Here is a 19526-nt window from a genome sequence, read left to right as displayed (position 1 = left end):
TTGGAAGCCACTGTCGATGTCACTTGAGCAGGCCGGCCTCGCGTGCAGCCTGTTCGGTGCCCACGTAGTTCTCAGGTTTGGTCTCGATGAAGCGGCTGGCGGCCTGCAGGTCGAGGATCGCCTTGTGCTCCGGGTTGGCCGGGTCAAGGTCGAGGAAGGCTTTCTTGATCTTCTCTTTCAGCGCCGGGTCCATGTTGCCACGCACGGTCCAGTTGTAGTCGAAGTAGGTCGGGGTGGTGGCGAACACCTTCACTTTGGCGGTATCGACCTTGCCGGCATCCACCAGCTTCTGCCACACGCTGGCGTTGAGCACGCCGCCATCGACCTTGCCGGCCTGCACCCAGGCCACGGTGGCATCGTGGGCGCCGGAGTAGGCAACGCGGCTGAAGTAGTCTTCAGGCTTGATGTTGTCCTGCTTGAGCATGAAGTAACGCGGCATCAGGCTGCCCGAGGTGGACGAGATGGAACCGAAGGCGAACGATTTGCCCTTGAGGTCGGCCAGGCTCTTCACATCGGGGTTGGCGGTGATGAACTTGGAGGTGAACTGCGCGTCCTGTTCACGCTGCACCAGCGGCGTGGCGGTCGGGTCCTTCAGGTGCACCTGGACGAAGGTGAAGCCTCCCAGCCAGGCCAGATCGAGGCGACCGGAGGCCAGCGACTCGACCACTGCCGGGTAATCGGCCACGGGTACGAACTTCACTTCCATGCCCAACTGCCTGGCCAGGTACTCGCCCAGCGGCTTGAACTTGCGCTGCAGTTCGGTCGGCGCTTCGTCCGGGATGGCGCTGACCCGCAGGGTTTCAGCGGCCTGGACGACAACGGCACAGCAAGACAGCACGAGGCCGGCGGCGAGCGCCAGGGGGCGTTTGAGCATGGGTGTTCTCCGGTTCAATAGCGGGGAAAGGCCGGCCTTTGCGCCGACAACGGGAATTATAAGAGGCGCAGGCTCAAAGGCCAGCTTTGCTACAATCGCGCAACAAATTGACCTGCCGAGGTACACATGAGCGAGCCGATTCGCCTGACCCAGTACAGCCATGGTGCCGGCTGTGGCTGCAAGATCTCCCCCAAGGTGCTGGACGTGATCCTCGCCGAAAGCGGCACCCAGGCCCTGGACCCGAAACTGTGGGTCGGCAACGCCTCGCGTGACGACGCAGCCGTGTATGCGCTGGACGACGAGCGTGGTGTGGTCTCGACCACCGACTTCTTCATGCCGATCGTCGATGACCCGTATGACTTCGGCCGTATCGCCGCCACCAATGCCATCAGTGACATCTACGCCATGGGCGGCGACCCGCTGATGGCCATTGCCATCCTCGGCTGGCCGGTCAACGTGCTGCCGCCGGAAGTGGCCCGCGAAGTGATCCGCGGTGGCCGTGCGGTGTGCGCCGAGGCCGGTATTCCGCTGGCCGGCGGCCACTCGATCGACGCCCCCGAGCCGATCTTCGGCCTGGCCGTCACCGGCGTGGTCAGCAAGCGCCACCTCAAGCGCAACGATACCGCCAGCGCAGGCTGCCGCCTGTACCTGACCAAGCCACTGGGCATCGGCATCCTCACCACCGCCGAGAAGAAGGCCAAGCTGCGCGAGCAGGACCAGGGCCTGGCCCGCGACTGGATGTGCACCCTCAACACCCCCGGCAGCCGCTTCGGCAAGCTCGACGGGGTCAAGGCCATGACCGACGTCACCGGTTTCGGTCTGCTCGGCCACCTGGTGGAACTGGCCGAAGGCAGCGGCCTCACCGCGCACCTGGACTACGCCGCCGTACCGCGCCTGCCCAGCGTCGACCACTACCTGGCCGAGGGCTGCATCCCCGGCGGCACCCTGCGCAATTTCGACAGCTACGGCCACAAGATCGGCGCCCTGAGCGACGACCAGAAGCACTTGCTGTGTGACCCGCAAACCAGCGGCGGCCTGCTGGTGGCAGTTGCCCCGGAAGGTGAAGCCGAGTTCCTGGCGGTGGCCGCCGAACTGGGCCTGCAACTGGCGCCGATCGGCAAGCTGGTCGAGCGACAGAGCCACGCGGTCGAGGTGATCTGATGCGCCCCGACTGCACCGATTTCCGCCAGCTGTTCCTCGACGACGTGCCGATGATGGACATGCGCGCACCTGTCGAATTTGCCAAGGGCGCCTTTCCCGGTGCCGTCAACCTGCCGCTGATGAACGACCAGGAGCGGCAGAGGGTCGGCACCTGCTACAAGCAGCAGGGCCAGGCTGCCGCTATCGCCCTTGGCCATCAACTGGTCAGCGGCGCCACCAGGCAGGCACGCCTGGAGGCCTGGGCAGCGTTCGCCAAGGCTCACCCGGAAGGCTACCTGTACTGCTTCCGTGGTGGCCTGCGCTCGCAGATCGTGCAGGGCTGGTTGCGCGATGAGGCGGGCATCCAGTACCCGCGCGTCAAAGGTGGCTACAAGGCCATGCGTACCTTTCTGCTGGAAACCACCGAGCAGGCAGTGGGGCAATGCGATTTCGTGCTGGTGGGGGGCCTGACTGGCACCGGCAAGACCGATGTGCTGCACCAGCTGGATAACGTGCTGGACCTGGAAGGCCATGCCAACCATCGCGGTTCCAGCTTCGGCAAGCGCGCCACCGCGCAGCCGGCGCAGATCGACTTCGAGAACCAGCTGGCCATCGACGTGCTGAAGAAGCGCGCCCGTGGCATCGAACAGTTCGTGCTGGAGGATGAAGGCCGCATCGTCGGCAGTTGCACGGTGCCGCTGGCGCTGTACCAGGGCATGCAGCAGTATCCGCTGGTGTGGCTGGAAGACAGCTTCGCCAACCGCGTGGAGCGCATCCTGCGTGACTACGTGGTCACCCTGAGCGCCGAGTTCGTCAGCGTGCATGGCGAGGAGGATGGCCGCCGGCTGTTTGCCGAACGCATGTTGCAGAGCATGGCCAATATCTACAAACGCCTGGGCGGCGAGCGTCATCAGCGCTTGTCGGAGATCCTGCGCGAGGCGCTGGACGAGCAGCTGCGCAGTGGTGCGGTGGACTTGCATCGGGGCTGGATCGAAGGGTTGCTGAACGAGTATTACGACCCGATGTACGCCTACCAGCGCGCTGCCAAGGCAGAGCGCATCGAGTTTGCCGGGGATGCCGTGGAAGTGCGCGAGTACCTCAAGGCCCGGGCGCTGCGCCAACCGCGCAAATAAAGCGAGCTCCCACGGGTATCGCATGAGCCCGAAGACTGCACGGTACCTGTGGGAGCGGGTTTACCCGCGAAGAGGCCAGTACAGACAACTCACTGCCCCGGGCTAAGCACCCGTTCCAGTTCCGCCGCGCGGTCGCCGGTCATGTCCATCAGGCAGGTGCCACCTTCCAGCTGCGCCATGGTCCCGCCACTGGCCTGCACATGGAACTGGCAATTGCCATCGCGGTAGGCCAGCCATTTACGCTGCACATCGCGCAGGCTCTTCTGCTGCCCGGCATCCAGCTTGGCCATCAGTTGCTTGTACACCCGGTTCAAGCGCTGATCCTGCACTTGCGTCTCGGCCCCGATGCACTCGCTCATGGCCACGGTGCTGGAGGCCTTGTCCATGCACTGGCCGTAGGCCGCCGTATGGTCGTCAGCCACCGCCAACGGCAGCACACAGGCCAGTCCCAGGCCCGTCAGGTATTGCTTGATCATGTAAACCCTCCTTGTGGGCATCACAGCGTCTGCGGCTGCTCAGGCGGCATCAGCACCTTGCCCGGCTCGAAGCGCAGCGATGGCATCTGCGTAGCCGTATAAAGCGCCACACCCAACGCCGCAATCAACGCCACGTCGAGCCAGCTCCAGCCCGGCATGTCGTTGGCACTGCGGGCCTTCCAGCAATGCCAGGCCTGGCCCAGGCAGAACACCACCATCGCCGCCAGCCACAGGTAGAAGCCAGCCCCGAAACCGCTCAGGTCATGGAACTCATAGGTCTGGTTATCCGGCAAGCGAGTGATGCCGAAGCTGCTGGCCGCCAGGTACGTCGCCGCCAAGCCAGCCAGCAACGCCAGCCGGCGAAACCGCCGATGGCCAAGGATGGCCAGGGCCAGCAGCGGGTTGGCAAACCACTGGTACAAGCCGAAGGGCATGCCCCAAGGCCCGTACAGCAGCATCTGCAGGGCCGGCATGTAGCGCTCGCCGCTCATCAGCGCGCCATCGAAGAACAGGGCGAGCAGGTACAGCAGCAGGCTGATGCTCAGGTAGAAAACAGGCAAGGGGGTCATTTCCTAGGCAACCGGCGGCTCTAGCAGAAGGCCATAGAGACCCGAATCGGATAACTCGCCGCCAACGCACCAACGCGCACGCAGGGTACCTTCCAGCACAAAACCCTGGCGCTCCAGGGTGCGTGCCGACCCTTGGTTGCGCGGGTCGATTTCGCCTTCCAGGCGACGCATGTGCAAGGTGTGGGCGAGGTAATCGATGAAACAGGTCAAGGCTTCGTCCATGTACCCCCTGCCCTGCACTGCGCTGGCCAGGCAGTAGCCGATCTCACCACGGCGGGACACATCGTCGATGTTGAACAGCTGGACCATGCCGATCAGTTCGCCGTTGTCGCGGCGGTACATGCCGAGCTTGAGCTGGTCGCCATTGGCATAGGCTTCGCGGTCGGCGGCCAGGGCGCTTTCGGCTTCGGCCAGGTCTTGCCAGGGGGCATGGTGCCAGTAACGCATGACCTCGGGATCGGCCATGATCGCCAGCCATTGGGCAGCATCGGCGTGGCGCATGGGGCGCAATTGCAGACGCGGGCTGTCGAGGCAGAGGTCACTGGGGAAACTACGGGGTGGGGTCACGCCGGATCTCCTGTCCATTGCTGGGGAGATGACAGTTTAACGGCATGCGCACGGTTCCGGCATCCTGGGGCTGCTACGCAGCCCATCGCCGGCAAGCCAGCTCCCACAGGTTTACCACAAGCCTGGAGCCTTGCACTGTACCTGTGGGAGCCGGCTTGCCGGCGATGGGGCGCAGAGCGGCCCCGGAAATCGCTCAGGCGTCGCGATTCAACCCCAGTTCCATGTCATTTATCAGCGCCTTGGCCATGGCACTGAGAATCCGCGCCGCGCTGCCGGCGATCTTGTCGCCCTCCATCTCGGCCTCTTCGTTCAGGTGCTTGATGCAGCCGATCAGCACCGACAATTCATCGAATGCGAGATCGAGCGGGACGCCGGGCTCTACCCGGTACAGCTCAAGGAATTTTTCCACGCCGGCGGTGGTGCGGGATTTGAGGTGGTCGCTCATGCCTTGGCCTCCTGCGCTTTCATGTGGGCTAGCAGGGCTTGTAGCAGGTCGGTTTGGGCTGACATCGCTTCCAGCAGGCTGGAACGCAGGGCTGGGGCTTCGGCGCCGAGGTATTGGATAATGGTGCCGGAGAGGTTGTCCATGACCTGGGTGGCCTGGGACTTGGCGGCTTGGTAGGTAAGGTCTGTAACAGATGGATCAGGTACGAGGTTAGTCATAGTCATCTCGGAAGTAGTCTCAGAGGCAACCCCAAACTTCGGGCTTCTCACACCCGGTCGCCAGTTGCGACGACGCTGAAACGCTATCTCTGAGGTATGTACTTGCCTATCAGACGGCATCCGACTGAGGTCGTAGGATAATTCCTAATCCCTGGCAACCTGAAGCATTTGGTTTCAGGTTCAGAATCTTCTTACAGCTGATGGCCTCTTCGCGGGCACGCCCGCTCCCACAGGGACCGCACAGTATTTGAACCCTGTGCAGTACCTGTGGGAGCGGGCGTGCCCGCGAAGAGGCCATCACAGGCAACCTGGATGCTTCAGGCCACCTCAGCCCCATCATCCGGCCAATGCGGCTCGTTGGCCTCTGGCGGGGTCAGCGGTGGCAGCCCATACGCCGCCCGCGCATCGTCGCAGCTGGGGTTATGCACCCCACCCACCCACGACGCCTCGAACTCGCGGCAGGGGCTGGAACGGTTGGCATAAATGGTACAAGCCACCTCTTTGCCGATCTCGCCAGCAAGGCTGACACAGCGGCAGGGCTTGGCATCGGTGCCGATCATGGCAACGCGGGTGGGGTTGATCTGTACCACCAGGTCGTCCGGCACAACGCCCCCGGCAGACTGGCATTCGCCCCAGAAGAAGGACACACGGAAGTACCCGCAGCAGGCGCCGCAGTCAAGGCAAGGGTTATATTCGGACATGATGGCACGGAGGGAAGGTTGTTGTTATCGGGGCTGGCCCGCGGCGCCATTTTCAGTCCAAGCGGGGGCGGCTGGATAGAGGGGCAATGCAAAAAAATCTGCCGCTGATCCGGCCGCCCGTTACGGCTAGCAGATGGCCTTGTAAGTCGCAGCATCCCAACGCTGCAAAGCCAGGCCTGCGCTCGGGTCGTACTCGCCACCCTGCACCTTGCTGAAGTAGGTGCGGGCTTCGCCGCAGTGCACCAGCCGGTCGTGCTTTTCGCCCTCGGTGAGCAGGGTATAGGACGCACTGCGCATGGCCTGATACTGCTGCTCAGCCGCCGCCATGAGCTGGTGATACTTCATCAGCTGGCTGTCGCCCAAGGCCAGGCGCTTGTCCAGTTGCACACCCCAGCGGGTCAGGCAGACCTCGGCAAAATGGCGAACAATCAACCCCGGCTCCACCAGCACCTTGCCGTCGCCCGCACCATCCACCGAGGCATTACCCACCAACGTGGCATGCCTGCCTGGCATCGGGTAGACACATATCCGAGTATTGCTTGCAACTATCGGAATCACGCAAGCAAAACCCTTGGAGCGCTCATCCCGCGAGTAGAAACCTACATACTCTTTGACGTTATCAGCCAGCATTACGCGCTCGACTTGAACATTGCCGACGCCCGGCACCGGGTCGATGGCAAAGATGTTCACCGGGATGCCCCGCAACACAGGGTCCTTTGCCATGGCGTTTGCCAGCATGTGGCAACTGATCCCTCCCCTGCTCCAGCCCACCAGGTTCACCTGGGTTGGCAAGCGCGGCTTGCGGAACATACTGATGATGCGCTCCTGCAATTCCTGTGGCGTTGGATGGCGATCACCGTAGTCGTAGGTACGCCAGAACCAGGAGGCAACGGAAGACACATCCGGAATGGGTACGCCAGCGGCCTTCAGGCGCTGGTATTCTTCCTCGCTCAGCTTGGTGCGCCGCCAGCTGCTTTCACCCTTGATCACTTGCAGCACATGGTTGACGTTTTCTTCCCAGCCGCGGCCGAACAACTGACCGGTCCAGTTGAAGTAGCCGCCGGGCTCGACGAACAGGTGGTCGTCCTGGAGGTTGCCGCTGCCGGGGCCGTCCACGGCGATCCAGTGGGCGAACTCGCGGCCCTGGTCGTTGCTGGCCAGGGTCGAGACCAGTTCGCCATTCCAGAAGTTGGGGTTGGCATCGTCGAAGCGGTGCGAGCCGGTGCCGCAGAAGTAGGCGGTGAAGACACTCATTGGGGGAATCTCTTTGGTGAGAAATGAGTGCTGAAGATAGGTAGGCAGATGGGTGAGATGCAGGCGGAAAGCTCGCCTTTGAGTCCGTAGGGGGCTGCTTTGCAGCCCATCGCCGGCAAGCCAGCTCCCACAAGGTCCCCACAGGACCAGAACCTTGTGCAGTACCTGTGGGAGCTGGCTTGCCGGCGATGGGCCGCAAAGCGGCCCCAATGGCCTTACTTGCGGGCCAACCCGTCAGCCCGGAACATCTGCCGAATCCCGCGAATGGCCTGGCGAATTCGGTCCTGGTTCTCGATCAGGGCAAAGCGCACATGGTCATCACCATAATCACCAAAGCCGATCCCCGGCGAGACGCATACCTTGGCCTCGGCCAGCAGCTTCTTGGAAAACTCCAACGAACCCAGGTGCGCATACTCCGGCGGGATCTTCGCCCAGACGTACATCGAGGCCTTGGGGTTCTCGACCATCCAGCCCAGCTCGTGCAGCCCTTTCACCAGCAGGTTGCGGCGCTGGCGGTACTGCTCGGCAATGTCGCGCACGCACTGCTGATCGCCTTCCAGGGCTGCAATGGCAGCCACCTGCAGCGGGGTGAAGGTGCCGTAGTCGTGGTAGCTCTTGATCCGCGCCAGGGCGCTGACCAGCTCGGGGTTGCCGACCATGAAGCCGATTCGCCAGCCAGCCATGTTATAGCTCTTGGAGAGGGTGAAAAACTCCACCGCAATGTCCTTGGCCCCTGGCACCTGCATGATCGACGGGGCTTTCCAGCCGTCGTAGACGATGTCGGCGTAGGCCAGGTCATGCACCACCAGCACGTTGTATTGCTTGGCCAAAGCCACCACACGCTCGAAGAAGTCCAGCTCCACGCATTGGGCGGTGGGGTTGGACGGGAAGCCAAGAATCATCATCTTCGGCTTGGGGATCGACTCGCGGATGGCCCGCTCGAGCTCGTTGAAGAAGTCCACACCCGGCACCAGCGGTACCGAACGCACCTGGGCACCGGCGATCACCGCCCCGTAGATATGGATCGGGTAGCTGGGGTTGGGCACCAGCACCGTGTCGCCCTGATCGAGAGTGGCCAGCATCAGGTGGGCCAGGCCCTCTTTCGAGCCGATGGTGACAATGGCTTCGCTTTCCGGGTCGATGTCGACCTCATAGCGTTCCTTGTACCAGTTGGATATGGCCCGGCGCAGGCGCGGGATGCCGCGCGAGGTGGAATAGCCGTGGGTGTCTTCACGCTGGGCGACCTGCACCAGCTTCTCGACGATGTGCGGCGGGGTGGCGCCATCGGGGTTGCCCATGCTCAGGTCGATGATGTCCTCGCCACGGCGGCGGGCAGCCATCTTGAGCTCGGCAGTGATGTTGAAGACGTAAGGGGGGAGACGATCGATGCGCGCAAAGCGGCGCGGCGAACCTGGGTTGGCCATGGCTTCCTCTGAGTACGTAAGCGCCCGGAACCGTCCGAGCGACGCTGGCCGATGTGGCGGCCTGGATCAGAAGATAGTGCCGAAACAGGATGCCTGTAAAGGACAATTTCCTGTTTTGTTATATCTTTTCAGATGTATTTTTTGAAAATTTGGGATTTATGCTTTCCTGCGCTGGCCTCTTCGCGGGCTTGCCCGCTCCCACAGGGTTACCCACAGCCCCCTGAGACTTGCGCCGTACCTGTGGGAGCGGGCAAGCCCGCGAAAGGGCCGGCACAGGAAAAACACCCATAAAAAAACCCCGGCGCAGAGGCCGGGGTTTTCGTGAAACAGGCAGCTATTTCAGCGTGCGTATGTCATCAGCACATCCGCAGCAGTCTGGCTATCCACGCCCATCATCACGCTCAGGGCGGTAACGGTGAGGATGGAGAAGCCGAACACCTTGCGGGCCCACTTGCTGTCGTCCTCGGCCTTGTAGCCACCCCAGGCCATGTACAGCCAGTACAGGCCCATGGCTGCTGCCACGGCCAGGTAGCCGAGGCCGGCGTATCCGCCGAGGGTAAGCATCAGGGTCGCGAGCACGAAGGCCAGCACGTACAGCACGATCTGCTTCTTCGCCGCGAGGACACCACGTGCCACCGGCAGGACCGGAATGTTGGCAGCGCTGTAATCCTTGAAGCGGAAGATGGCGATGGCGAAGCTGTGCGGCATCTGCCACAGGCTGAACATCACCAGCAGGGTAACCGCAGCCAGGTCGAAGCTGTTGCTGACGGCGCAATAGCCGATCACCGGAGGCATGGCACCAGACAGGCTGCCGACCAAGGTGCCGTGCACCGATTTACGCTTCAGCCACAGGCTGTAGAAACCGACGTAGACGATGAAGCCGATCAGCGCACAGAACGCCGACAGCGGGTTGGCCTGGACATACAGCAGGCTGAAACCCGCCACCCCGAGCAGGGTGGCGTAGGTCAGCGCGAGGGGCAGCGACATGCCGCCCTGGACCATGACGCGGTTCTTGGTGCGCTCCATCTTGTGGTCGATGTCACGGTCGATGCAGTTGTTGAACACGCATCCGGACGCTACCACCAGCGAAGTACCGATCACCACCGCCAGGAACAGGGCGAAATCCACATGGCCCTTCGAGGCAAGGAAGAAACCGCCTGCCACGGAAAGCACGTTACCGAAAATGATCCCCGGTTTGGTGATTTGGATAAAGTGCTTAACGGACATGCAGTCTTACCTCACTTGGCCAACATTTCGAAGTGGATGCTGAACATGATCCACAGCGACAGGCCGACAAGCAGAGCGATCACCAGAGTGGTGAACAGGAACGTCGAAACGTTGTTGCGTTGCTCTTTCGAGCGGTCCATGTGCAGGAAGTACACGAGGTGTACGACTACCTGGATCACGGCCATGGCAACAATGATCAGAACGGTCAGGTTCTTCGGCAGGCTTGGCGACATGGCCAGGCCGAACGGGATCGCAGTCAGGATGATCGACAGGATGAAGCCGATCATGTACGACTTGACGCTGCCGTGGTTACCTTCGTGATGAGTGTCGTGTGCGTTAGCCATTACAGAACTCCCAGCAGGTAGACGACGGTGAATACGCAGATCCAGACCACGTCCAGGAAGTGCCAGAACAGGCTCAGGCAGCTCATGCGGGTCTTGGCGGTCGGCGTGATGCCGTGCTTGTTGATCTGGTACATCATGATTGCCATCCAGATCAGGCCGGCGGTCACGTGCAGACCGTGGGTGCCTACCAGGGCGAAGAAGCCCGACAGGAAGCCACTGCGCTGCGGGCCGAAGCCCTCGGCGATCAGGTGATGGAATTCGTAGATTTCCATCGCGATGAAGCCTGCACCGAACAGGAAGGTCACAGCCAACCAGCCCAGTACGCCCGCTTTCTTGCCATCGAACATCTTCAGCATGGCGAAGCCGAAGGTGATCGAGGACAGCAGCAGGAACAGCGTTTCAACAGCTACGAAATCGAGCTGGAAAATGTCATGACCCGACGGGCCGCCGGCAAAACTGCCGGACAGCACCGCGTAGGTGGCGAAGAGCGACGCAAACAGGATGCAGTCGGTCATCAGGTACAGCCAGAAACCAAGTACGGTCATCTGGCCCGAGTCGTGGTGGTGGTCGTCATGCCCATGGTCGTGACCATGAGCAGCACCGTGCATTACTTGACTGGACATTGATTACACCCGCTCAAACGATTCGACACGTGCGCCGGCAGGCAGAGCACCTGCTTTGGCCAGCGCTTTCATGCGCTCGCCTTCGATGCGCGCCACTTCTTCGGCCGGAACCATGTAGCCCTGGTCGTCACGCGCAGCGTGGCGAACGAAGACAGCGATGGTTGCAACCAGGCTCGCGCCAACCAGCCACCAGATGTGCCAGATGAAGGCGAAGCCGAAGACGGTCAGGAACAGGCCCATGAACAAACCGGTAGAGGTGTTGCTCGGCATGTGGATCGCTTCGTACTTGGCCGCAGGCTTGTAGGCAACGCCGGCTTCCTTGGCTTCGTGCCAGGCATCCAGGCCAACCTTCTCAGGCATGTGGGCGAAGTTGTAGAACGGAGGTGGCGACGAAGTCGACCATTCCAGGGTACGGCCGCCCCATGGGTCGCCGGTCACGTCCAGGTTCTGGTTGCGGTCGCGAACCGATACGTACAGCTGGATCAGCTGGCAGGCGATACCGAACAGGATCAGCACGGCGCCGACAACGGCTACGTACAGGTAGGGTTCCCACAGTGGGTTGTCGGAGTGGTTCAGACGACGGGTCATGCCCATGAAGCCCAGGGCGTACAGCGGCATGAACGCTACGTAGAAGCCCGAGATCCAGAACCAGAAGGCAGCTTTGCCCCACTTCTCGTTCAGGGTGAAACCGAAGGCTTTCGGGAACCAGTAGGCGAAGCCGGCGATGTAGCCGAATACCGCACCACCGATGATCACGTTGTGGAAGTGAGCAATTACGAACAGGCTGTTGTGCAGTACGAAGTCAGCCCCTGGTACAGCCAGCAGAACGCCAGTCATGCCACCGATGGAGAAGGTGATCATGAAGCCCAGGGTCCACATGATCGGCGCGGTGAAGCGCAGACGGCCCTGGTAGATGGTGAACAGCCAGTTGAACAGCTTCACACCGGTCGGAATGGAGATCAGCATCGTCGCCAGGCCGAAGAAGGTGTTGACGCTGGCGCCGGCACCCATGGTGAAGAAGTGGTGCAGCCATACAGCGAAGCCCAGCACGGCGATGGCGCCCGATGCGTAGATCATCGAGTGGTGGCCGAACAGACGCTTGCCGGAGAAGGTAGAAGTGACTTCCGAGAACACACCGAAGGCCGGCAGGATCAGGATGTACACCTCAGGGTGACCCCACGCCCAGAACAGGTTGACGTACATCATCGGGTTCCCACCAAGCTCGTTGGTGAAGATGTGGAAGTCCAGATAACGGTCAACAGTCAGCAGAGCGAGTGCAGCGGTCAGGATCGGGAACGAAGCCACGATCAGCACGTTGGCCCAGGTGCAGGTCCAGGTGAAGATCGGCATGTCCATCAGCTTCATGCCAGGTGCGCGCATCTTCATCACGGTGACGAGGAAGTTCACGCCGGTCAGCGTCGTACCCAGTCCGGATAGCTGTAGCGCCCAGATGTAGTAGTCGACACCCACCCCAGGGCTGTACTGAATGCCCGCGAGCGGCGGATAGGCAACCCAGCCGGTCTTGGCGAATTCACCAACGCCCAGCGAGATGTTGACCAGCAGCACGCCTGCCAGCAGCAGGTAGAAGCTCAGGGAGTTCAGGAACGGGAAGGCAACGTCACGTGCACCGATCTGCAGAGGAACCGCCAGGTTCATCAGGCCGGTGAAGAACGGCATCGCCATGAAGATGATCATGATCACACCGTGAGCGGTGAAGATCTGGTCATAGTGTTCAGGCGGCAGGTAGCCTTCGGAGCCACCGGTAGCGGCAGCCAGCTGGGTACGCATCATGATGGCGTCGGCAAAGCCGCGCAGCAGCATGACCATCGCGACGATGATGTACATCACCCCGATTTTCTTGTGGTCGACAGTCGTCAACCACTCGGTCCACAAGTAGGTCCACTTGCGGAAGTAGGTGATAGCACCGACGACAGCGATACCACCGAGCGCAATCATGGCAAGTGTCACCATGACTATCGGCTCGTGATAGGGTATCGCCTCCAGGCTTAGTTTACCGAACATCTCTTACTCCTCTGCACCGGCAGCTGGTTGCATACTCGATTCCACACCCTTGGTAGTGGCCAGATCTTTGCTGCCTGCTTCTTCGTGGCTCGGACGACCGCGGTTCATGCCTTCGTACTTGTCGACGATCAGCTGGAACTGGTCAGGCGAAGCCTCGCTGTACAGCGCGACCGGGTTGTTTTCGCTTGGTTTGGCCAAGGCGTCGTATTCGGCCTTGTCCAGCTTCTTCGGCGACTGCTTGACCTCGGCGACCCACTTGTCGAAGTCTTCCTGGGAGGTGGCAGTAGCCTTGAATTTCATGCCGGTGAAGCCAGCACCGCTGTAGTTGGCGCTGATACCGTCGAACTCGCCGTTTTCGTTGGCGATCAGGTGCAGCTTGGTGGTCATGCCGGCCATGGCGTAGATCTGGCCGCCCAGGCCCGGGATGAAGAACGAGTTCATCACGGCGTCGGAAGTGACGCGGAAGTTGACCGGGGTGTTAGCCGGGAAGACGATCTTGTTGACCGTGGCAATGCCCTGCTCCGGGTAGATGAACAGCCACTTCCAGTCCAGTGCGACCACGTCGATCTGCACTGGCTTCACGTCGGAATCCAGCGGACGGTACGGGTCCAGCTTGTGGGTGGAGTGGTAGGTGAAGTAGCCCAGGGCGATGATGATCAGGATCGGGATGATCCACACCGCGGCTTCGATCTTGGTCGAGTGCGACCAGTCTGGGGTGTAGGTGGCGGCCTTGTTGGAAGCACGGTACTTCCAGGCGAAAACCACGGTCATGATGATGACCGGAATCACCACCAGCAGCATCAGGCCGGTAGCGATCAGGATCAGGTTCTTTTGCTCAATGCCGACCTGGCCCTTCGGGTCGAGCAGGGTCCAGTTGCACCCACTGAGTAAAAGCATGCCTAAAAAGGGCAATATGCCAAACAGTCTGGGGTAACGCTTTTTACTCATCTCACGACCTCTAGATCAGCTTGCTTCAATGCAATTTGTGTTTTGGTAGCCAACACTTCGTCCTGCCAAGTGCGGCATTTCGCGCCCGTACTCGCTCCTGCCCGGGGTCCGACTGCAGGACCTAGGCGTGAAGCGAGTTAGCGGTGCTTATGGTTTCGTAGGCAACAGGCCTGTACTTCAGACCAAGTCCATTTGGTGCGGGAAAACGCGGAGGGGGGTCCGCCCGGTATCGCCGTTGGGCGAAACTTGACGAAGTCAGCAAAAAGGAGCGCTGGGGCTTCCTTCAATCCTGCGACTTGCAAGCAGTGCCGAACGGAAATTGGGGGCGATTGTAGATAGGTCGCCAACCCTTGACTATGACTTATTGAGCAACAGTCTTTTACAGAATCCGTAACAATACTGCTCGAAAATTCAACTTCGCGACAGTTTGTCGCACCCCGCTTGCTAGGCCCCAAAGCCGCATTCTGCAAGGCCTCCGGGTTGATCTGGATCAAGCGGGGAGCAAATTTTCCCTCTTCTCATGCGGTGCAAAAGACCCCATGCAATTCGGGACTTTTGTCTAAGCCCTGCGTCGGTTGCGATAGATACCGAGCGGAACCAGCACGGCCGTCAGGACAAACGCCACCAACGCCCATTGAGCCAGCGACAACCCGAGGATCGGTGGGTACGGCGTGCTGCAGAAGCCGTCGACCTGGAACACCAGCGGCCAGAGCTTGGCCAGCGGGAGATCGTCCACGATCGGCTGCAGGGTGTCGATGCCGCAACTGACCATGGGGTTGGCGAGTATATACACATGGTTGCCGGCCGCAACGATTCCGCCAATGGCGCTGAGCACCACCAGTGCCTCGAAGAAGGTCAGGCTGCGGCGCCCGGGCATCGCCGCGGCAATGAAGGCGAACACGGCGATGAACAGCAGCGCATAACGCTGCAGGATGCACAACGGGCAGGGAGCCTCGCCCAGGACGATCTGCATGTAGAGGGCGCCGCCGATCAGCGAAATGCAGATCAGGCCCAACAGCACCAGAAAGCGCCGTTCCCGATTCAGGCGCGATGTTTGTTCGTTCATTGCCGGTTCCTTCGATGGATAGTGGCAGCGTGGTCCGCCTGCCTGGGCGCAAGTCTACACGCTGGGCAGGGCCTTTGAGCGTGTCGAGGAAGCGGCGTGATAGCGCTGCGCAGGGCTATCCGGTGTGGCTGAGACCGGCCGCAACGACGTCGGTTCAACGCCGGGCGGCAAAAAAAAGCGGCTGCCGGGTGCCGCGCAGGAGCAAGCCCCTCGACACCCGGGAGTGAAGGATACCGTGATTAAAGGAGGATTAAAGATGAAAGCTGCACAGTCGCTTTCATCTCTCCTTTATATATAGGCAGGAAGGTGTGGTGCGCCCAGCGGCTGGGATGAAGGCTCTGTAAACCTGTACCGGCCTCTTCGCGGGCCTGCCCGCTCCCACAAGTACCCCACAAGGTTTGAAGCTTGTGCAATCCCTGTGGGAGCGGGCAAGCCCGCGAAGAGGCCAGTGCAGGCGCTACATCACTCCAGCGCAGCCGCCGGCCCGAAGAACTCGTAGCGGCTCTGCTGCTCTGGCACACCCAGGCCCTTCAGCTGGCGCTTGACCGCCGCCATGAAGCCCTTGGGCCCGAGGAAGTAGGCATCCACATCACGCGCCTGCGGCAGCCACTCGGCCAGCAGATCTTCGCTCAGCAGGCCGACGGCATCGGCAGCGGCGCCCCCCTGCGGTTCGGCGTAGCAGTAAAAGCGCTTGAGCCGCGGATGACGCGCGGCCAGCTCGTCGATCCAGTCGCGGAAGGCATGCACGGCGCCGTTGCGCGCGCAGTGGATGAAATGCACCTCACGCTGGGTTTGCAGTGCCGCCTGCAGCATTGGCAGGGTCGGGGTGATGCCCACGCCACCGCTGATCAGCACCAGCGGCTTGTCGCTCGCCGCCAGGGTGAAATCGCCAGCCGGCGGGAACAGTTGCAGGGTATCGCCCAGCGCCAGTACGTCGTGCAGGTAGTTGGAGACCTTGCCACCCGCCTCGCGCTTGACGCTGATGCGGTATTCCTTGCCGTCGCACAGTGCCGACAGGGAATAGTTGCGGCGCTGCTCGGCGCCGTCGATGTCCAGCTTCAGGCCGATGTACTGGCCAGGCTCGGCCTTGAGCACCGGCTTGCCGTCCACTGGAGCAAAGTAGAACGAAACGATTTCGCTGCTTTCCTGTTCACGGCGTACCAGGCGGAACTCGCGGGTACCGCGCCAGCCGCCTTCGGCTTCTTCCTTCTGTTTATAAAGGTTCTCTTCCGCGCCGATAAGAATGTCGGCCAGCTGACCATAAGCTGCCCCCCAGGCGTCGATCACGGCGGGGGTAGCGATTTCCTTGCCCAGCACTTCTTCGATGGCACGCAGCAGGCAGCTGCCGACGATCGGGTAGTGCTCCGGCAGAATCTGCAAGGCAACGTGCTTGTTGATGATCTGGCCGACCAGGCCGCCCAGCTGCTCCAGCTGGTCGATGTGGCGGGCATACATCAGCACGCCGTTGGCCAGGGCACGGGGCTGGTCACCGCTGGCCTGGTGGGCCTGGTTGAACAGCGGGCGCACTTGCGGGTACTCGCTGAGCATCATCTTGTAGAAGTGGGTGGTCAGCGCTTCACCGCCGCTTTCCAGCAGGGGAACGGTGGCCTTGATGATTGCACGTTGTTCGGCATTGAGCATTGCAACAACTCCTGAGCCTGTGGCTTCAAATGACTGCCCCGGCTGTTACAGCAATCGTGCCAACTTTTATCACCAGCAAAATCAGGGGTTTGACACAGGTCATGTCAAAACGACCCACCTCGACGTATAGTCAAATCGACTAACCGGAGTCCATATGACCACAAAACCGCTGCTCACCACCCTGCTGCCGCTGGTCAGCGACCTGTCCCGCGACCTGCCCGACCAGGAACGCTATCGCCGCCTGCTGCAGGCCATGCGTGGGTTGCTGCCCTGCGATGCCGCGGCGCTGCTGCGCCTGGACGGCGAGTGGCTGGTGCCGCTGGCAGTGGACGGCCTGAGCCCCGATACCTTGGGCCGGCGCTTCCGGGTCAGCGAGCACCCACGTTTCCAGATCCTGCTCAGCAGCCCGGAACCCACCCGCTTCGCCAGCGATTCCGGGCTGCCCGACCCTTACGACGGCCTGGTCAACGCCCCTGATGCCAACCTGGAAGTCCATGATTGCATGGGCTGCCCGTTGATGGTCGACGAGCGCCCTTGGGGCCTGGTAACCCTCGACGCCCTCACCCCGGGGCAGTTCCAGAGCCTGGAGCTGGGCGCCCTGCAGGCCTTCGCCAGCCTGGCCGCTGCCACGGTCACCGTGGCCGAGCGCATCGAACACCTGGCCCTGCGCGCGGAAGACGAACACCGCCGCGCGGAGATCTACCGCCAGGCCAGCGGCCAGGACCGGGAGCTGATTGGCCAGAGCCCTGCACACAAGCGCCTGGTGGAGGAAATCCGCCTGGTCGGTGGCAGCGACCTGACCGTGCTGATCACCGGTGAGACCGGCGTCGGCAAGGAGTTGGTGGCCCAGGCCTTGCACCAGGCCAGCAACCGCGCCGACAAACCATTGGTCAGCCTCAACTGTGCCGCCCTGCCTGACACCCTGGTGGAAAGCGAACTGTTCGGCCATGTGCGCGGCGCCTTCACCGGTGCCCATGGCGAGCGCCGCGGCAAGTTCGAGCTGGCCAATGGCGGCACACTGTTCCTCGACGAAGTGGGTGAACTGCCGTTGGCGGTGCAGGCCAAGCTCTTGCGCGTACTGCAGAGCGGCCAGTTGCAGCGCCTGGGCTCGGACCGTGAACACCGGGTGGATGTGCGCCTGATCGCCGCCACCAACCGCGACCTGGCAGCAGAAGTACGCACTGGCAACTTCCGCGCCGACTTCTATCACCGCCTCAGCGTGTACCCACTGCATGTGCCACCGTTGCGCGAGCGTGGGCGAGATGTGCTGCTGTTGGCCGGCTACTTCCTCGAACAGAACCGTTCGCGCCTGGGGCTGAACAGCCTGCGCCTGAGCAGCGAGGCCCAAGCCGCGCTGCTGGCCTACGACTGGCCGGGCAACGTGCGTGAACTGGAGCACCTGATCGGTCGCTCGGCGCTCAAGGCACTGGGCCAACATGCCGACCGGCCCCGCATCCTCACCCTGGCGGCCGTCGACCTGGACCTGCGCGCAACGACAACGCCCGGCACCCCGCCCTCCCCTGCCGCGCCCTTGCCGGCGGCACCGCTATGCGAAGGAGGGCTGCGCGAAGCCGTCGACGACTACCAGCGCCAGATTATCGAGGCCTGCCTGCAGCGGCACGAAGAAAACTGGGCAGCGGCTGCCCGGGAGCTGGGGCTGGACCGCGCCAACCTTAGCCGCCTCGCCCGTCGGCTGGGCCTGCGCTGAGCTGAAACGGCGGCGCCCCTGTGGGAGCGGGCGCGCCCGCGAACACCGGCAGAGCCGGTGCCATGCAGCGCGTCGAAGCCTTCGCGGGCGCGCCCGCTCCCACAGGGGCCCACGCATTCCCTGGCACTGTGCAAAATGACTAAAGCCCGACCCAAACAGGCCGATAACCGGTTATCCCCTGTTCCCCATGAAGGTCACCATGGCCACGCAAAATGCTCGCGCGGACTCGCTGTCCCTGCTGCTGTTCACCCTGCGCAGCGGCAAGTTGATGGCAATCAACCTGCTCAAGGTCAGCGAGATCATCCCCTGCCCAGCGCTGACCAAACTGCCCGAATCGCACCCCCACGTGAAAGGCGTGGCGACCCTGCGCGGCAACTCGCTGTCAGTCATCGACCTGTCCCGCGCCATCGGTGAACGGCCGCTGGCCGATCCGGATGGTGGCTGCCTGATCGTCACCGAGATCAGCCGCTCGCGCCAGGGCCTGCATGTGCAGGCGGTCAGCCGCATCGTGCATTGCCTGAGCACCGACATCAAACCACCACCCTACGGCTCGGGCAACCGCTCGTTCATCACCGGCGTAACCCGGGTCGACAACACCCTGGTGCAAGTACTGGACATCGAAAAAGTCATCCACGCCATCGCTCCCCCGGTGCCCGAGCCGTCTCACCACACCCTGAACGACGAAGACATCAGCCTGCTGGCCGCCGCCAACATCCTGGTGGTGGACGATAGCCTGGTGGCCCTGCAGCAGTCAGTGCACACCCTGCGCAACCTCGGCATCGAATGCCACACCGCGCGCAGCGCCAAGGACGCCATCATCGTGTTGCTGGAACTGCAAGGCACCGCGCAGGAAATCAACGTGGTCGTTTCCGACATCGAAATGAGCGAAATGGACGGCTACGCCTTCACCCGCACCCTGCGCGAAACCCCCGACTTCCAGCACCTGTACATACTGCTGCATACCTCGCTGGACAGCGCCATGAGCGGAGAAAAGGCGACCCAGGCCGGAGCCAATGCCATCCTCACCAAGTTCTCCTCGCCGGAGCTGACCGATTGTCTGGTGGTGGCGGCGCGCGCCGTGGGGTTCGCCGAGCGCTGATATATTCGGAGACAAACTCCCCGGCTTGCCGCCGGGGGCGAGTCGGG

Annotated in this window: 20 protein-coding genes; 4 read left to right on the top strand and 16 right to left on the bottom strand. The window is 62.2% G+C overall.

The annotated features are described in order from the left end of the window. Positions 1–19: 19 nt before the first annotated feature. Entirely contained in the window at positions 20–874 is an 855-nt protein-coding gene (locus CAF70_RS08060; RefSeq protein WP_085623831.1) for a putative selenate ABC transporter substrate-binding protein, read from the bottom strand. A 126-nt stretch (positions 875–1000) separates the two neighbouring features. Between CAF70_RS08060 and selD the strand changes: the two genes are divergently transcribed. Then, positions 1001–2035, top strand: a complete 1035-nt coding sequence (selD, locus tag CAF70_RS08055; RefSeq protein ID WP_085623829.1) for a selenide, water dikinase SelD — start codon at positions 1001–1003, stop codon at positions 2033–2035. Continuing rightward, positions 2035–3147, top strand: a complete 1113-nt coding sequence (mnmH, locus tag CAF70_RS08050; RefSeq protein ID WP_085623827.1) for a tRNA 2-selenouridine(34) synthase MnmH — start codon at positions 2035–2037, stop codon at positions 3145–3147. The genes selD and mnmH overlap by 1 nt, the downstream gene beginning before the upstream one ends. A gap of 89 nt (positions 3148–3236) precedes the next feature. Here the strand turns inward: mnmH and CAF70_RS08045 are convergent, their stop codons facing one another. The 15 genes from CAF70_RS08045 to hmpA all read right to left on the bottom strand — a co-directional run bounded on the left by CAF70_RS08045 (position 3237) and on the right by hmpA (position 16672). Continuing rightward, complete coding sequence (locus CAF70_RS08045; RefSeq protein ID WP_085623825.1) at positions 3237–3623, bottom strand: lysozyme inhibitor LprI family protein; 387 nt, start codon at positions 3621–3623, stop codon at positions 3237–3239. Between the two features lie 20 nt (positions 3624–3643). After that, positions 3644–4183 carry a hypothetical protein gene (locus tag CAF70_RS08040; protein ID WP_085624220.1) on the bottom strand — a complete coding sequence of 180 codons (540 nt, stop codon included), beginning with the start codon at positions 4181–4183 and terminating at the stop codon, positions 3644–3646. A gap of 12 nt (positions 4184–4195) precedes the next feature. Then, a complete protein-coding gene (locus CAF70_RS08035) occupies positions 4196–4759 on the bottom strand; it encodes a GNAT family N-acetyltransferase (protein ID WP_085623823.1) in 564 nt (187 codons plus the stop codon). Between the two features lie 193 nt (positions 4760–4952). After that, complete coding sequence (locus CAF70_RS08030; protein ID WP_085623821.1) at positions 4953–5204, bottom strand: DUF3077 domain-containing protein; 252 nt, start codon at positions 5202–5204, stop codon at positions 4953–4955. Next, entirely contained in the window at positions 5201–5347 is a 147-nt protein-coding gene (locus tag CAF70_RS27675) for a hypothetical protein (protein ID WP_178076364.1), read from the bottom strand. The genes CAF70_RS08030 and CAF70_RS27675 overlap by 4 nt, the downstream gene beginning before the upstream one ends. 392 nt (positions 5348–5739) lie before the next feature. Next, positions 5740–6123 carry a YkgJ family cysteine cluster protein gene (locus tag CAF70_RS08020; RefSeq protein ID WP_085623819.1) on the bottom strand — a complete coding sequence of 128 codons (384 nt, stop codon included), beginning with the start codon at positions 6121–6123 and terminating at the stop codon, positions 5740–5742. Positions 6124–6249: 126 nt separating this feature from the next. Continuing rightward, positions 6250–7377, bottom strand: coding sequence for a hypothetical protein (locus CAF70_RS08015; protein WP_085623817.1), 1128 nt, complete (start codon positions 7375–7377; stop codon positions 6250–6252). A gap of 215 nt (positions 7378–7592) precedes the next feature. Next, a complete protein-coding gene (gene alaC / locus CAF70_RS08010) occupies positions 7593–8801 on the bottom strand; it encodes an alanine transaminase (RefSeq protein WP_085623815.1) in 1209 nt (402 codons plus the stop codon). 339 nt (positions 8802–9140) lie between these two features. After that, positions 9141–10028 carry a heme o synthase gene (gene cyoE / locus CAF70_RS08005; RefSeq protein ID WP_085623813.1) on the bottom strand — a complete coding sequence of 296 codons (888 nt, stop codon included), beginning with the start codon at positions 10026–10028 and terminating at the stop codon, positions 9141–9143. Positions 10029–10039: 11 nt separating this feature from the next. After that, positions 10040–10372, bottom strand: coding sequence for a cytochrome o ubiquinol oxidase subunit IV (gene cyoD / locus CAF70_RS08000; protein ID WP_003259128.1), 333 nt, complete (start codon positions 10370–10372; stop codon positions 10040–10042). Continuing rightward, positions 10372–10995 carry a cytochrome o ubiquinol oxidase subunit III gene (gene cyoC, locus CAF70_RS07995; RefSeq protein WP_025337745.1) on the bottom strand — a complete coding sequence of 208 codons (624 nt, stop codon included), beginning with the start codon at positions 10993–10995 and terminating at the stop codon, positions 10372–10374. Before cyoC ends, cyoD begins: the two co-directional genes overlap by 1 nt. 3 nt (positions 10996–10998) lie before the next feature. Continuing rightward, positions 10999–13017, bottom strand: coding sequence for a cytochrome o ubiquinol oxidase subunit I (cyoB, locus tag CAF70_RS07990; protein ID WP_063911280.1), 2019 nt, complete (start codon positions 13015–13017; stop codon positions 10999–11001). A gap of 3 nt (positions 13018–13020) precedes the next feature. Beyond that, entirely contained in the window at positions 13021–13965 is a 945-nt protein-coding gene (gene cyoA, locus CAF70_RS07985; RefSeq protein ID WP_015268993.1) for a ubiquinol oxidase subunit II, read from the bottom strand. A gap of 559 nt (positions 13966–14524) precedes the next feature. Next, a complete protein-coding gene (locus tag CAF70_RS07975; protein ID WP_063911279.1) occupies positions 14525–15031 on the bottom strand; it encodes a disulfide bond formation protein B in 507 nt (168 codons plus the stop codon). A 462-nt stretch (positions 15032–15493) separates the two neighbouring features. After that, on the bottom strand, positions 15494–16672 hold the full coding sequence (hmpA, locus tag CAF70_RS07970; protein WP_085623811.1) for an NO-inducible flavohemoprotein: 1179 nt from the start codon (positions 16670–16672) through the stop codon (positions 15494–15496). A gap of 154 nt (positions 16673–16826) precedes the next feature. Here hmpA and norR point away from each other — a divergent pair, with 154 nt between their 5' ends. Further along, a complete protein-coding gene (norR, locus tag CAF70_RS07965; RefSeq protein ID WP_085623809.1) occupies positions 16827–18380 on the top strand; it encodes a nitric oxide reductase transcriptional regulator NorR in 1554 nt (517 codons plus the stop codon). Between the two features lie 199 nt (positions 18381–18579). Next, positions 18580–19479, top strand: a complete 900-nt coding sequence (locus tag CAF70_RS07960) for a chemotaxis protein (RefSeq protein ID WP_085623808.1) — start codon at positions 18580–18582, stop codon at positions 19477–19479. Positions 19480–19526: the final 47 nt, after the last annotated feature.

This window comes from Pseudomonas sp. B19(2017) (genome assembly GCF_002113165.1).
Classification (GTDB): Bacteria; Pseudomonadota; Gammaproteobacteria; order Pseudomonadales; family Pseudomonadaceae; genus Aquipseudomonas.
This window is presented reverse-complemented; position numbering and strand designations above follow the sequence as displayed.